The following is a 16,047-nucleotide window of genomic DNA, read 5'->3' on the forward strand; positions in this document are numbered from 1 at the left end:
AAGATAATTTGATGATTTTTAATTCTTGAAACCGTCGCATCTACGTGTCCTTTCCTAAGCTGAGATGGTTTGATATATGGTGAATCCCAAAAATCGTAAGTAGCCTTAGTTTCTGCCCATGTACCACTAGCTTCAGGTACACTGGATGTTGGTTTATCACTCAAGTTAGAAACAATTTTCATGAATCTATTTGTTCTTCTTGCATCTCCCAATTGAGTCTTTTCTAATTCTTCCCTTACCCATTGATCGATCATTTTAATCTCATTCCTGGGCGATCGCCCGATCGTTTAACAGCACAGATGTTGATTTTTGTCAAATTTATTGTTAAGAAAGATGTTTATAAAGCATAGCTTATTAAGGGGGATTTAGGGGGATCGAGATATGTGCAACTTCACATTAAATTGGTATTACTGGGTATCCTTTTTGTTATTTTCTTAAGTATTTTTACTGGCATTATTCGATAATTACTAGATTATAATAGTTAGATCAAAAATAATAAAAAAATAACTATCGTTATGATAGAACTAACTGGCTATCAAATTATCGATCGCATTTACTCAGGCACTCGCACCGTAGTTTATCGAGGTTTCCGCACAGACGACAAACAGCCCGTTGCCATCAAAGTCTTGCATAGCGAGTATCCCAGCTTCAGCGAACTCGTCCAATTTCGCAATCAGTACACGATCGCCAAAAACCTCAACTTGCCCGGAATCATCCAAACCTACAGCTTGGAACCCTACCGCAACGGCTATGCGCTGATTGTCGAAGACTTCGGGGGAATTTCTCTAAAAGAGTGGACTGGAAAAGGCAAAACAGTAAAATCTCTCGTTGAGTTTTTCCAAATAGCGATCGCCCTAAGCAATACATTAGATATACTTGGGAACCACTGCATCATTCACAAAGATATTAAACCAGCTAATATTCTGATTAATCCGCAAACCAAGCAAATCAAACTAATCGACTTCTCCATCGCTTCTTTACTGCCACGAGAAACGCAAGAAATTTATTATAATCCCAACGTTTTAGAAGGAACCATCGCCTATATTTCTCCCGAACAAACAGGACGAATGAACCGAGGCGTTGACTACCGAACCGACTTTTATTCCCTCGGAGTTACTTTTTACGAACTGCTGACAGGAAATTTGCCGTTTCAATCCCAAGATCCGATGGAGTTAGTTCACTATCATATTGCCAAACAACCGCCATCTCTTCGACAAGAAACAAATCCACAATCAACAATTAAAAGTGTAGATATTCCGCAGGCAATTGCTAATATTGTCATGAAGTTGATGGCGAAAAATGCAGAAGAACGCTATCAAAGTGCATTAGGATTAAAACACGATCTAGAAACTTGTTTTGCTCAACTCCAAGCAACTGGTAAAATTGAGCATTTTGAATTGGGACAACGGGATATTTGCGATCGCTTCCTGATTCCTGAAAAACTCTACGGCAGGGAAATCGAAGTTCAAAAACTATTAGCAGCATTCGATCGAGTAGCGACTCCCCTGTCATCCACCCTTAGCAACGGTAGACAAAGGGGGGGTGAATTGATCCTGGTTTCTGGATTTTCTGGCATTGGCAAAACGGCTGTTGTGAATGAAGTTCACAAACCCATTGTCCGGCAACGGGGTTATTTTATTAAAGGGAAATTTGACCAGTTTAATCGCAATATTCCCTTTTCTGCCTTTGTGCAAGCCTTCCGCGATCTGATGGGGCAACTGCTTTCCGAGTCGGACACCCAACTACAAACCTGGAAAACACAGATTCTAGAAGCGGTTGGCGAAAATGGGCAGGTAATTGTTGAAGTAATTCCTGAACTGGAACGAATTATCGGCACACAATCTGTTGCCACTAAACTGTCGGGAACAGCCGCCCAAAATCGATTCAATTCATTGTTTGAAAAGTTTCTTCAAGTCTTCACAAAACCAGAACATCCCTTAGTTATCTTTTTGGATGATTTGCAGTGGGCAGATTCCGCTTCACTGAATTTGATGCAACTGTTAATGGCATCGGAAACAGGCTATTTGCTGCTGATTGGAGCATACCGCGACAATGAAGTTTCCGGAGCCCATCCGTTAATGCTGACCTTGGATTCAGTGAGCAAAACTGAGGCAATTGTGAGTACGATCGCCCTAAAGCCATTAAGCCAATCTAGTTTGAATCAATTAGTTGCAGATACGCTCAACTGTGATACGGCGTTAGCGCAACCGTTGACGGCATTGATTGCACAAAAAACCCAAGGAAATCCATTTTTTGCCACTCAGTTTCTCAAGGCACTCCATCAGGATGAGTTGATTAAGTTTGACAGCCAAGTCGGACATTGGGAATGCGATATTGTCCGGGTGCGGGAGGCGGCACTCACGGATGATGTGGTGGAGTTTATGGCGTTGCAGTTGCAGAAACTGCCACTGGAAACACAAGCGGTGTTGAAACTGGCTGCTTGTATTGGCAACGAATTCGATTTGAAGACGCTGGCGATCGCATTTGAGCAATCTGAGACGGAAACGTCAACAACATTGTGGCAAGCTTTGCAAGAAGGCTTGATTCTACCTCAAAGTGAAGTTTACAAGTTTTATATCCAACGAGAAACCCAGGATTTAGTCGAAAATTCACAGATTGCACTCTACAGATTTCTCCACGATCGCATCCAACAAGCTGCCTATTCTCTCATTCCTGAGTATCAAAAATCCCAAATTCACCTCAAAATTGGCAGATTACTGTTAGCTAAAAGTTTATCTGCAAACAGGGCAAAGCAAGTATTTTTGTTAGTGAATCAACTGAATTTGGGAAGAGCATTAATTAACCAATTATCGGAACAATTACTGTTGGCTCAACTGAATCTAGAAGCAGGTGACAAAGCGATCGCCTCTACTGCTTACGAAGCTGCCGTAGATTATTGTCGCACCGGCATCGAATTGTTGCCACCCGACTGCTGGCATCGACAGGATACCTTGACTCGCAAGCTGCATCAAGGCCTTGCCCAAGCCGCCTGTCTGTGCAGTCAATTCGAGTTGATGGATCGGTGCATTGACACTGCACTCCAACACAGCCCTGATTTCTTAATCGCCCTACCGATGCAGGACATTCGCTTGCAGGGCTTGAAACTTCAAAGTCGCTTTTCGGAAGCAATTGCTCTCGGGCGATCGCTCTTAGAGACATTAGGCATCACCTTTCCGTCCCAGCCCCAGCCCCAGGATATCATCATGGGCTTGCAGGAAGTACAAGCTAAACTTGCCGATCGCTCGATCGAGGACTTATTAGAATCTCCAGCGATTGACGATCCCTACAAACTGGCAGCCAGCTATCTATTACTGAGAATTTCTCCCGCCGCCTTTTTAGGCGATCCGATGTTGTTCCCCCTGCTAGTATTAGCACAAACCAAACTTGGATTAGACAATGGTCATGCTGCTCCTCATACTCATGGTTATGCAAACTACGCGATGTTAGTGGGTGGAATGTTAGGAGATAAAACCGCTGCCTATGAATTTGGACAATTAGCACTCCAACTTATCGATCGATACGAAGCCCGCGAACTGGCGGCCATGACCACATTCTTAGTAAATCTTTTTACTCAACATTGGCATTTTTCAGCACATCAGATTGTAGAAAAATTGCAACAAACTTACACCCTGGCTATAGAAACTGGTGATTATGAACACGCCACTTATAGTGCTTTTAACTACTGTAATCTGGCTTATTTAGCTGGAAACAATTTAGCAACAGTCCATGTTGAAATGGAAAAGTATAGCCAGTGGATGGGGCAAATCGGAGAAGCTGGCATTGGTTTCGCCATCCATCAAGCTAATCACCAGGGTATCTTGAGCTTAGAAGGGAAAATTCCTGCACCCAGTTTCCCGAGCGATTGGGAACAGATGAATCCGGGAATTCCTGTCTTTATTTATTACATTCACAATCAGCTCGTTTATAGCTATCTTTTTGGTGATTATCACACCGCTCAACGCATTGCTTCCCTACTAGATCGCTGCGATCCGATTACGCGGACTCAGCTTGTTGCTATTGTCACCGAATTTTATGCGGTGCTAGCAGATTTGGCTCTTGAACCCAGCACGCAGCCAGAAAAATCTGCATTGGGCGATCGCATTCAGAGCAAACTCACACAGCTTGAACAAAGGGCTAGCCAAGCTCCGATGAACTTCCAACATAAATACGATCTGGTGGCGGCGGAGCATCGGCGAGTGCTGGGTGAAAGAATAGAAGCGATCGATCTATACGATCTTGCCATTTCTGGCGCTAAAGCCAACAAATACATTCAAGAAGAAGCCCTCGCCAACGAACTTGCAGCCAAATTCTATCTAGATTGGGGCAAAGAAAAAGTCGCCTCCGGCTATATGCAAGAAGCTTACTACTGCTATGCCCGTTGGGGAGCCAAAGCCAAAACCGATGACTTAGAAAATCGTTATCCCAATTTACTGCGCCCCATTCTCTATGCAGGTACCGAATCTCTAACTATCTTGGAAACACTGACAACAATTACTGCTCTTGCGCCTCATTCCTCTATTAACACCTCTACCAATCCTACCCAGTCTTCAAGCACGAGCATTAACACCGCTCTGGATTTTGCCACGCTCCTCAAAGCCTTTCAAAGCCTCTCTGAAACCATTCAACTAGAGCAGCTCCTGCATCAACTCAGCCAAATCATTTTACAAAACTCTGGGGCTGAACGCTTCGTGATGATAGTTCCCAATGAAGCTGGGGAATGGTATGTCCAAGTCATCGCAACTCTCGATGAAATCGATATTAGCGCTACTCCCCTGGAGGGGCATGAGGCTCTGCCGATAAAACTGATTCAGTATGTCAAAAACACGCAGGAAGTGGTTGTCATCGACAATCTCAAGACTGATTTGCCAGTGATTGACGAGTATTTACTCCAGCGACAGCCCAAGAGCATTTTGTGTCTGCCTGTTTTGCATCAAAGTCAATTACGTGGCATTGTATATTTGAAGAATAAAAGAACCAGTGGTGCGTTTACGCGCGATCGCATCCTGACTCTTAACTTTCTCTGCACTCAAGCCGCTATTTCCATCGAAAATGCCAAGCTATATCAGCGAGAAAAAGAGAAATCCGATAAATTAGCTCAACAAGAAAAACAGTATCGCAGCATTTTTGAATCAGTCACAGATGGACTCTCAATTGTCGATCTAGAGACAGGTATCACAATTGCGATCAACCCAACTGTATGTAAAATATTTGGCTATTCTGAGGCAGAGTTTCTGGCTTTATCTCCGCCAGATTTTGTGATAGCTGAAGAACTTTCCATATTTGCCAAATTTATTGAGACTATCCGAGGCGGGCAGATTTTTAATCATCGCGGGCGATGTATCCGCAAAGATGGCACAATTTTTGACATTGAGATTAAAGCAACTTCCTGTGACTACAACGGCAAGCGTCATGCGCTAGTAATTTTCCGAGATATTAGCGATCGCAAACACGCTGAAGCTGCCCTGGCTGAGAGTGAGGCTAAATTCAGAAGATTGGTGGAAGGGGCAAATGACATGATTTGGTCTGCCCAGGCAGATGGCATCTTTACCTACCTTTCTCCCCAATTTGAGACGATGTTTGGATTCCCCCCGTCTGATTGGGTTGGAAAATCCTTAACATATTTAATTCATCCCGATGACTTAGAAATGGCACTGGCACCGGCTAAAGTTGCGCTTGAGCAAGGCACGAACCAGCAAGATATAGAATTTCGTCACCTATGCCAAGACGGCAGCTATCTGTGGGTAACACTAAACATGACTCCCATCAAAGATACTGAAGGTCATGCTATAGGACTCCAAGGTATTGTGCGAGATATTAGCGATCGCAAAAATGCAGAAACCATTATTCAACAAAAAACCCACGCCTTAGAACAGGCTTTACAAGAATTGCAGCAAGCTCAATTACATATGGTTCAAAGTGAAAAGATGTCAGCCTTGGGTAATTTAGTTGCCGGTGTTGCCCACGAAATTAATAATCCCGTGGGCTGCATTGTCGGTAATGTCGGTGCGGTACAGGATGCTCTTAACGACTTATTTGGACTTATCGATCTCTATCAGAAAAAGTTTCCTACACCCGATACGGAAATTGAAGACGAATTAGAAGCGATCGATCTGGAATATTTACGGGAAGATTTACCAAAATTAATCAAGGCGATGAAAGATGGGGCCGATCGCATTACATCGATTAGCAAAAGTCTCCGCACTTTCTCCCGTAACGATAGCGACACTAAGCAGTTATTCAACCTCCACGAAGGCATCGATAGCACAGTCCTAATTCTGCGCCATCGTCTCAAAGCCAACGAACATCGTCCCGCCATTGAAGTTGTCACCGAATATGGCAAAATTCCGGGAATTACCTGTTTCCCCGGACAACTCAATCAGGTATTTATGAATATTTTGGCGAATGCGATCGATGCGCTAGATGAATCTAATTCAGGACGCAGTTTTGCTGAGATTAAAGCTCATCCCAATCGGATCGAGATTCGGACGAACCTGGAAAGTGAAGGTGTAAAAGTGAGGATCGCGGATAACGGAAAAGGAATGTCGTCAGAAGTAAAATCCCACATTTTCGATCATTTATTTACCACGAAACGTGTGGGAAAAGGCACTGGGTTAGGATTGGCGATCGCCCGACAGATCGTAGAAGAAAAACACGGGGGGACTATCGAGGTGGCATCAACTCTAAGTGAAGGTACTGAGTTTGTAATCTCGCTCCCAATTAAAGGCCATATTTCAACAGTTGACAGTTGACAGTTGACAGTTGACAGTTTGAGAGCGACCTCTACCCTTAAGTCCGAGGATTGGAGTAATGAATAGTCTGATTTTAATTTCTCCAATTTTTTATGGTAAAAGTTAATAAAATGGCTTGCGATCGCAGCTTAAAATAGGGAATAGCGATCGAACCATTGGTGGCAAAGGTCAGGGTACGATCGCCTGTGAACATAAAACCTGGAGACCAAAGCTCAACCTCCCGGGTGCATCTGGCGCAAGGAAGAGGGCGAAGCATGACCGCATATAAGTTATTAGTTATAATCTCATATTGATTGCGGTCATGCTTCGCCCCTACGGATATATTCGCCTTGCGCCAGATGCACCAAACCTCGCAGATTCAATGCGGCAATAAATCTAAAATCGACTTACCTATGATGAAATCTAACGCGAATCCCGCTAAAACTCTACCTTTACGACTTGTACTCGTAGTTCCGTTTGTCTTGCAAATCTTTGCCGCAGTCGGACTGACTGGTTATCTGTCGCTGCGTAACGGACAGCAAGCAGTAAATGATGTTTCCAGTCAGTTGCGTCAAGAGATTAGCGATCGCCTCAACCTGCAAGTCCTGGCTTATCTAGACAAGCCTTATATTGTAGGGCAAACGATCGTGGCCGCGGGTCAAGAGGGGCGGTTAGATTTAACAGATGTCACCAAACTAGAACGGACTTTTTGGCGGTTGGTCAGCCAAGATACTGTCGAATTCATGCAAATTGCTTTAACTGATGGCACAAGTATTACCTTAGAGGATACATTAAAGGATGGCATCGTTTCTCGGGTTGGTGACAAAGCGAATCTGCCTCAGCGTCAAATCTACAGTCTGGGCGATCGAGGTCAACGGACTAGGTTGATAGAAACTCAACCAATGTTTGACGCTCGGACTCGATCCTGGTATTTAGCTGCACTGAAAGCCGGAAAACCAATCTGGACATCTCAGCCCTACTTGGGCCAGACGACGAAGAAGGCGACAATTGCTCTAACCCAGCCGATCTACAACAGCGATGGAAATTTATTAGGAGTTCAAAACAATATTTTTCGGATTAGCAAGATTCATAGCTTTCTCAACAATCTACAGGTGAATCAAACAGGACAAACGTTTATCATCGATCGATCGGGCAACCTGATTGCAAGTTCCACGATCGAAGAGCCTTATATTATAGATCGCAAAAAAAATGAATTACAACAAATTCCTGCCGTCAAGTCTGAAAATTATGTAATGCGTCAAACAGCCCAAGCAATCCTCGAACGACTTGGCACTTTTAACAACATTGCCGAAAGTCAGCAGCTTGATTTTATGCTGGGAAACCAACGTCAGTTTATTCAAATTTCAACTATTAACGACAAACGAGGTATCGATTGGATCGGCGTCATTGTAGTCCCTGAATCAACTTTCATGGCACAAATCAATGCCAACACTCGCACCACAATTATCCTCTGTTTGGGTGCGTTGGTTTTGGCAACCGTTCTCGGTATATATACTTCCCAATGGATTGCCGATCCGATTCTGAAATTGCAACAAGCCAGTGAAGCCATTGCCACGGGTGAACTCGATCGCACAGTCGAGATTAACGATATCAAAGAATTAGCAGGGTTAGCGCGATCGTTCAACCAAATGGCAGCGCAACTCAAAACCTCCTTCACAGTCCTCGAAGCTCGCGTTGCCGAACGTACCCTAGAACTTCAACAAGCAAAGGAATTAGCCGACAACGCCAACGCCGCCAAAAGCGAATTTCTCGCCAATATGAGCCACGAACTCCGCACACCCCTTAACGGCATCCTCGGCTACGCTCAGATTCTGCAACGCAGCGAACCCCTCACCTCGAAAGGAAGTAACGGCGTTAACATCATCTACCAATGCGGCTCGCACCTTCTCACCCTGATTAACGATATCCTCGATCTCTCTAAAATCGAAGCCGGTAAACTAGAAATCTATCCCGCCTCCTTCTACTTTCCTTCCTTTCTCCAAAGCGTTGTAGAAATCAACAGTATTCGAGCGCAACAAAAAGGAATTACCTTCGACTTTCTCCCAGATGATAACTTACCTATGGGAGTCCTGGCGGATGAAAAGCGTTTGCGTCAGGTACTAATTAATCTGTTGAGTAATGCCATTAAATTCACGAATCAAGGCAGCGTGACCTTCTTAGTTGAGAGAGTTGAAACAACGGATCTACAGGATTTTTGCACTCTCCGTTTCTCAGTAAAAGATACCGGAGTCGGAATTACCCCGCAACAACTAGAGCAGATATTCCAGCCATTTGAACAGGTAGGTGATATCAAAAAACAATCCGAAGGTACTGGATTAGGACTAGCAATTAGCCATAAAATTGTCTCCTTGATGGGTAGTGAAATTAAAGTCGAGAGTATTTCCGGGGAAGGTAGCACCTTCTCCTTTGAAGTAGAATTGCCCGAAGAGAAGGATTGGGCTGCGGATTCGAGAGTTGTTTCTCAGGGAACTATCCTAGGCTATGCTGGGAAACGACGCAAAATTTTATTGATCGATGACCGCTGGGAAAATCGTTCGGTATTGCTGAATCTTTTGGAACCAATTGGTTTTAAAATTATTGAAGCTAGCGACGGACAAGAAGGACTCCAGCAAGTTTTACAGACTGCACCGGATTTGATTATTACCGATCTATCCATGCCAGTCATGGACGGGTTTGAGTTTTTGCACTCATTGCGATCGCATCCAGAACTACAACATCACATTGTGCTGGTTTCTTCAGCCAGTGTCTTTGAGATCGATCGCCTCAATAGCATTAAAGCGGGGGGCAATAATTTCTTACCCAAACCCATCCAAGCTGAAATATTGCTAGAACAAGTGCAAAAGTATTTAAAGTTAGAGTGGATTTATCAGGATCCCAAAGACGAGCAACTTTGGGAGTTGGATGTAGCTCAAGAAATTAAGCCGCCATCTGACGCCATTTTGACCCAACTTGCTCAACTAGCCAAAATGGGCGATTTAGAGGAAGTGATGGAAGTCGCCCAGCAAATTTCCGATGGGGATAATGCCGCTTTTGTCCGAGAACTTATCCAGATGGCCGAGGCGTGCGAGATCAAACAACTACGGGCATTTATTCAGCAGTATCTCGCTTAATGTGTAGTATTAGAAACTATGATTGACTCAAGCAATTCCTTTATTTTGATTGTGGATGACAATCCCACCAACTTGTCTATCCTCTCCAAAACCTTGAAATCCGCCAACTACAAAATTCGCATGGCAGTGGATGGCGAAGAAGCCCTAGCTATGGTGGCCTATGCTCACCCAGACCTAATTTTACTCGACGTGCAAATGCCCAAAATGGACGGTTTTGAAGCCTGTCGCCGCCTCCAATCAGACCCCGCTACTCAAGGTATCCCCATAATTTTTATGACGGCTTTGGCAGATACGGAGAATAAAATCCAAGGCTTATCCTTGGGGGCGGTGGACTACATTACCAAACCTTTTGAACCCCAGGAAGTATTAGCAAGGGTGAAAGTTCACTGGCGTCTAAAGCAACTAGCCGACACCTTAGAACAACGAGTGGCACAACGTACCGATGAGTTGGAGAAAGTCCAATTGCAATTGGTGCAGCAAGAAAAACTCTCCACTCTGGGACAACTGGTGGCGGGTGTTGCTCATGAAATTAACAATCCCATTGCTTGTGTCGTAGGTAATGTCAGTGCTGTGGAAGATAGCATTAACGATCTATTTGATTTGATCGATCTATATCGCCAACGGTTCCCCGAACCCGGCCCGACAATTGAGGCATCTCTAGACACGATCGATCTAGAATATCTGCGGGAAGATTTGCCCAAACTGGTTAAATCCATGAAGGATGGGGGCGATCGCATCGTATCTATTAGTCAAAGCCTCCGCACTTTTTCCCGCGCCGACAGCGATAAAAAGCAGAAATTTAACCTGGCTGAAGGTATTGACAGCACAGTGCTGATCTTGCGCCATCGCCTCAAGGCAAATAATCTGCGTCCAGCCATTGAAGTGATTGCTAACTACGGCGATGTGCCAGAAATTAATTGTTTTCCCGGACAATTAAATCAGGTGTTTATGAATATTCTCGCCAATGCGATCGATGCTTTGGATGCAGCGTGCGTTGGGCGAACCTATGCGGAATTAGAAGCCGATCCTGAGCGAATTATTATTTCTACTCAAATGTCGATCGACCTTTCTACCGTAGAAATTAGTATCAAAGATAACGGCTCTGGTATGCCAAACTCAGTAAAATCGCGGATTTTCGACCATCTGTTTACTACGAAAGAGGTTGGCAAGGGGACGGGATTGGGATTGGCGATCGCTAAGTCTATCGTAGAAGAAACCCACAGCGGCAAGTTAATCTGCCATTCTGTGCTGGGTGAAGGGACAGAATTTGCGATCGAACTTCCGGTATAAAAAATATTACATTGTGCCCAGTCGCTCGATCGCGCAATCGGATGTGATATTATCGATCGACCTTGGGTGCGGACTTGAGCTTCAAAGCGCTTAAAAATTTAACGCATTCAGCTTCAAGCAATCGGTATTTAATCGGCTTGATGAAGGCATTAAAATGATTTAACCCAACAATATAATTGCCAGTTTCGATAGCGATAGGGGATAAATGAGTGCCTTCTATTTCCCGAGTTAAAACTGGTAAATCTCTAGCTTTCAACTGTTCAACCAACCACAGCACATCGCTGTTTTTTTGTACTTCCAAACTTTTGTCAATATCCCTAACTGAGCCTGCTATGTCATCTCGATCGAACGAAATCAGTGCAGTTAAATTAAACAAAGAACTGCTAGCAATAAAACACTGAGTTTCTGCTCTTGTCGGCCGCACTCCCAAACCTAGTTTGTCTAACAGCACTGCGAGGGCTCGAATCGGAATTGCACTCTCGGTGTTGCTGATATCGGGAGCAATTAATAAAGAGGGTTGACCTTTAATTGAAGGTGTCTCGATACTGCTATTATAGATTAACTTTTGAATCTGTCGGTTTTCATCTTGGCCATAACATTGATTCGCAATATTTTGCCAATTGGCATCGCTTAAAAACTCTAAAAGAGCGATGTACTTGCATCCCAAACTGTGACCCACCCAAAAATAGCTCGATCGCTCTTGATAAATATCCGACTCCCAACCCAATTTTTTCGCAACTTCCGTTAGTTCTTTCCTAAGTATCTCCTGTTCTTGCAATAAACTAACTGCGATCGGCCAGTGGCGAAAACTAAACCTAAACGGCAAAGCAACAATTGTATAGCCATCTGCAAACAACTTTTTTAAGAAATCTCGATAAAATACAGTAGGAAAAGTGCCAAAAAAAGTGCCACCTATAAATTGAATGACACCTTTTGGCTGGGGGTGAAGCGCTACCCAACTAAAAGAAATTGGCTGAAACTTAAATACTGGTTGCATCCGAATAATCCTCATACCATTTTAGATTTTTAACGTTTGTAGTGAGGACTTCAGTCCTCACTACAAACTAGCGGCAAGGTGCGCGGCGGGAGCGCACCCTACATATAGCCTTTCTCAGATAGGTAAGGTACGTTGTTGGGATGCGAGCCCTATAGGTTTAGTGCTTATATAAGCTGTCATTCATACCTCATCTTTTTGAGAAAGGCTATAGCCTTTCTCAGATAGGTGAGGTATGACTGCGATCTGAGTTGTTGGCGTGTCTGCGAGCTTACCGTATAACCTATGGTAAGAGGGCCCAAGCCCAACAACGTACCTCACCTACTTGAGAACTGCTATACCAGAGATTTTAGGTATTTCCCACCCTATAGAGTTGGTGGATAATTCCCTTCTTTTCTAGCAGTGAGACATTTTAACGGGAATATCGAACTTGTTCATCACGGTATTTAGCGCCTTCAAATTGGCCTCATTTGGTTCAAGTTCCGCCAGAAGTTGTACTAGCATTTGAGCTTTTTCTGAATTGTCTGCGTCTGAACTAGCTAACTCCAAATTACCATCGCGCAACTCTTCCAAAACCGGCAGTATGATTGGTGGATCGATAATAATTGGCCCAGAGATTGCCGGAGGAAGCACATTCAATGCTTTTCCGCTAGCGATCGCCAGAGTGTAATTAATTTGATCGAAGTCTAGATCCCCAACCACACCTGGAAAACCATTCGGCAAAAAAGTACCCCGAATTTCTGGATTCAGCAACACTCTGGCTCCTTGTTTGGTTGGAGGTACGGGGCCTGGAAAGAAGCGGCGGGCGTGCAAAAACAGCGAGACATATCCCCGTACTTCTAGGCTACCCGAAGTGAGAACTGCTGGCACAAGAGGTAACAATTCAACAGATGCAGTTTTGCCAGCAGGTATTCTGAAAAACCCGCGATATATGTTGCTAGATCCGATCTGAGTCAGAGGTATAAAGGTGTTAGCGCCTTCAACGTCAATAATTAAGCGAACGTTAACGCCGTCGATCGGGATTTTATTAGGATCTGGCGGTACGGGCAAACTAACGGCAAACTCAATCCGATATCGCAAGTCGATCGCTTCGAGATTAGAGATGGTGAGAAAGTATCCTTGAACGACTCGGCGAAGCACTGGAGTGAGTTCTGGTGCGGTGGGCACTGAAGGTGCAATGGGCTTTGCCAAGAGTTCAAAAGTTGAAATTTCCATGTGTTTATCTAAGTAGGTTGTGCGAGCACAAAAGTTTTGTTTTTTGCTTTTCCCTCGCTATATCTATTGATAACCGGGGGTACAAGTTAGTTACCAGTCACTTTTTTGAGTGACACTCATTTGAGCTAACCCGATCGGGCTAGCTCAACCGTGCTGGTTGACAGTGAATATAGAATTTGCTAAAAGGGCGATCGTTCTTATCGCACAAGGAAAAAGGAAGTTCGGCAACGAGCAATTTAGATCTAACGGATGTATTGGCAGTTGCGATAGATTATAATAAGTCAATCTTGGGCGCATGATGACTGTGTGGCAAGGCTTTGAGATTTCGAGACGAGCGCGAACAATAACAGAAATACGTTACTTTTGCGATCGCGAACTGTAACTTCAAAGTAATCAAATTCATTCAATAAAGTAGGAAAATGCCGTAGAACCTCCAAATCAATACAATGACCCGCTCTTTCACCCCGCCTAGAAGCTTCTAAAATCCTGCAAGTCTCCGACAATACCCTCTGAAACTGGAACAAAAATATTGCCACAAAAATCAAATCGGCTAGTGAGTTTGAGCGGGCGGGAGATTACTAACATGAGTATTTATAAAAACAGCGAGCGGGAATTAGAAATTGATAACAATTTCCCAAATCTAAAATCTAAAATCTAAAATCTAAAATCTAAAATCTAAAATCTAAAATCTAAAATGGTATTACCTCTCTCCCGAATTTTCAGCCAAGTTCCTCTCCGAACCGCTCTGCTCGTTCCTTTTCTTGTAGAAATTGCCGGCACAGTAGCGATAGTGGGTTGTCTCTCCTTGGAAGTTTGACCGAAGAACGAGACGCCAGCCCCTGGCTAACGACACGGGGATAAGTCGGCGGCGGTTTCAACCGCCTAAGCGTATTTAATAAATCTTAATGCAAGATTTGCACCATATACAGGTTAATGCTGTATAACTATAATATGAGCGTTAATTACAAATCCAACAAAAATGTCGTCTACTCGTGTAAATACCATATTGTGTGGTGTCCAAAATATCGTCGCAAAGTTTTAATTGAAGGTGTCGATGCCCGACTAAAAGAAATATTGTTAGAAGTTGCGACTGAGTTTAATAGTGAATTGATAGAAATGGAAGTAATGCCAGATCATGTTCACCTCTTAATCGAGTGCGATCCTCAGTTTGGGATTGCCAAACTAATCAGATACATGAAAGGACGATCCTCTAGATACCTCCGTCAAGAATTTCCTTGTTTAAAAAGTCGATTACCAACGTTATGGACTAATAGCTACTTCATTGCAACTGTTGGCGGTGCGCCCATTACAGTAATTAAACAGTACATTGAGACTCAAAAAAATGTCTAATTATGGCTGCCAGCAAAATTTAATTAGCCCAAATCGAGAGTTAAGAAGCGTTCTAGAGTTTGTATGCGAAGAGTCAAACAAGCTAGCCAACTCTGGGACTTACTACTGTCGGCAATTGTATTTCAAAACCGGGAAGATTCCGGGCAAGTATGACTTGCACAAATTATTCAAAGAAAATCTGCACTTTAAAGCGCTGTATTCCCATGTTGCCCAACAGACGTTGACCAGTGTTGCGGAATCTTTCAAGTCATATATTGGATTGCTGAAGGGAATCAAAAGTGGTACAGTAACGCAACATCCTAAACTACCGAAGTATCGCAAAAACAGCTTAAAACTTGTGACCTTCCCAAAAGCAGATGTAAAGCTAAAGAATGGGCAATTAAGGTTCCCATTAGGTAGTAAGGTTAAATTGTGGTTTGGGATTGGTGAATTTTATTTGCCAATGCCGTCTAACCTAGACTACAAAACAATTAGAGAGATTCGCATTTTGCCAAGAAATGGCGAATTTTATGCCGAGTTTGTCTACCAGCTTCAGTCAACAGCGATTAAATTAGATACAAACAAAGCTCTGGGTATCGATCCAGGGTTAAATAATTGGTTAACTTGTGTTTCCAATGCGGGAACAAGTTTTATTGTAGATGGACGGCATTTAAAATCATTAAATCAATGGTATAACAAGCGGGTTGCAGCGATTAAAGAGCATAGACCTCAAGGTTTTTGGTCTAAGAGATTGGCGCTCCTTACAGAAAAGCGAAACAGGCAGGTCAGAGATGCAGTCAATAAAGCGGCTAGATTAGTATTAAGCCACTGTCTCGAAAATCAAATAGGCACAATCGTTTTCGGCTGGAACAAGGGGATGCGTCAAGAAATAAATCTTGGTAGCAAAACCAATCAAAGTTTTGTGCAAATCCCTACCGCTCGGTTGAAAGATAGGATTTTCCAGCTTTGTGAACAGTATGGTATTCAGTTTGTTGAAACAGAAGAAAGCTATACAAGTAAGGCAAGTTTTTTAGATTCGGATGAATTGCCTAAGTTCGGTGAAAAAACTGAAGGGTGGAAAGAATCTGGAAAGCGCGTTAATCGTGGATTATATCGGTCAAAAGATGGAAGCAAAATTAATGCAGACTGCAATGGCGCTGCGAACATTTTGCGAAAAGTAGCGGCAACTTTAGGGCTATGCCTAAAAGGAGTCAGTAGGGGCGCTTTGATTTCGCCTTTAAAAGTTCGCATCTGGACTCTTCAAAAATCCCCGTCCCGGAGTGGGCTGGGGAGTATCAATTGTGATTCGGTATTGGCAGAAGGAACAGAATTTGCGATCGCGCTACCGCTTGTTTAAAAT

Annotated in this window: 8 protein-coding genes; 5 read left to right on the top strand and 3 right to left on the bottom strand. The window is 43.6% G+C overall.

Annotated elements, in window-relative coordinates:
• A partial coding sequence (locus JGK16_RS27880; protein WP_293193320.1) for a transposase occupies positions 1–254 on the bottom strand: 254 nt, incomplete at its 3' end.
• A 261-nt stretch (positions 255–515) separates the two neighbouring features.
• Between JGK16_RS27880 and JGK16_RS27885 the strand changes: the two genes are divergently transcribed.
• The 3 genes from JGK16_RS27885 (at position 516) to JGK16_RS27895 (ending at position 11,149) form a co-directional block, all read left to right on the top strand.
• Positions 516–6,749, top strand: a complete 6,234-nt coding sequence (locus tag JGK16_RS27885; RefSeq protein ID WP_293193321.1) for a PAS domain S-box protein — start codon at positions 516–518, stop codon at positions 6,747–6,749.
• A gap of 392 nt (positions 6,750–7,141) precedes the next feature.
• Positions 7,142–9,859, top strand: a complete 2,718-nt coding sequence (locus JGK16_RS27890; RefSeq protein WP_293193322.1) for an ATP-binding protein — start codon at positions 7,142–7,144, stop codon at positions 9,857–9,859.
• Positions 9,860–9,877: 18 nt separating this feature from the next.
• Positions 9,878–11,149, top strand: a complete 1,272-nt coding sequence (locus tag JGK16_RS27895; protein ID WP_293193323.1) for a response regulator — start codon at positions 9,878–9,880, stop codon at positions 11,147–11,149.
• 49 nt (positions 11,150–11,198) lie between these two features.
• On the opposite strand, the gene JGK16_RS27900 is transcribed toward JGK16_RS27895, so the two are convergent.
• Positions 11,199–12,161, bottom strand: coding sequence for a DUF1350 family protein (locus JGK16_RS27900; RefSeq protein WP_293203536.1), 963 nt, complete (start codon positions 12,159–12,161; stop codon positions 11,199–11,201).
• A gap of 378 nt (positions 12,162–12,539) precedes the next feature.
• Positions 12,540–13,358, bottom strand: a complete 819-nt coding sequence (locus JGK16_RS27905; protein ID WP_293193325.1) for a hypothetical protein — start codon at positions 13,356–13,358, stop codon at positions 12,540–12,542.
• Positions 13,359–14,309: 951 nt separating this feature from the next.
• On the opposite strand from JGK16_RS27905, the gene tnpA reads away from it, so the two are divergent.
• Together tnpA and JGK16_RS27915 are read left to right on the top strand one after the other, a co-directional pair.
• Positions 14,310–14,708 carry an IS200/IS605 family transposase gene (gene tnpA / locus JGK16_RS27910; RefSeq protein ID WP_293185733.1) on the top strand — a complete coding sequence of 133 codons (399 nt, stop codon included), beginning with the start codon at positions 14,310–14,312 and terminating at the stop codon, positions 14,706–14,708.
• Complete coding sequence (locus tag JGK16_RS27915) at positions 14,701–16,044, top strand: transposase (protein ID WP_293193326.1); 1,344 nt, start codon at positions 14,701–14,703, stop codon at positions 16,042–16,044. Before tnpA ends, JGK16_RS27915 begins: the two co-directional genes overlap by 8 nt.
• Positions 16,045–16,047: the final 3 nt, after the last annotated feature.

The sequence above is a fragment of the Microcoleus sp. PH2017_09_SFU_O_A genome, from assembly GCF_020738625.1.
Lineage (GTDB): Bacteria > Cyanobacteriota > Cyanobacteriia > Cyanobacteriales > Microcoleaceae > Microcoleus.

Excerpts from the sequence above, each read along its gene's own strand:
- JGK16_RS27895 (WP_293193323.1), top strand. The coding sequence starts at position 9,878 with ATGATTGACTCAAGCAATTCCTTTATTTTGATTGTGGATGACAATCCC.
- tnpA (WP_293185733.1), top strand. The coding sequence starts at position 14,310 with ATGAGCGTTAATTACAAATCCAACAAAAATGTCGTCTACTCGTGTAAA.
- JGK16_RS27905 (WP_293193325.1), bottom strand. The coding sequence starts at position 13,358 with ATGGAAATTTCAACTTTTGAACTCTTGGCAAAGCCCATTGCACCTTCA.
- JGK16_RS27915 (WP_293193326.1), top strand. The coding sequence starts at position 14,701 with ATGTCTAATTATGGCTGCCAGCAAAATTTAATTAGCCCAAATCGAGAG.
- JGK16_RS27890 (WP_293193322.1), top strand. The coding sequence starts at position 7,142 with ATGATGAAATCTAACGCGAATCCCGCTAAAACTCTACCTTTACGACTT.
- JGK16_RS27900 (WP_293203536.1), bottom strand. The coding sequence starts at position 12,161 with ATGAGGATTATTCGGATGCAACCAGTATTTAAGTTTCAGCCAATTTCT.
- JGK16_RS27885 (WP_293193321.1), top strand. The coding sequence starts at position 516 with ATGATAGAACTAACTGGCTATCAAATTATCGATCGCATTTACTCAGGC.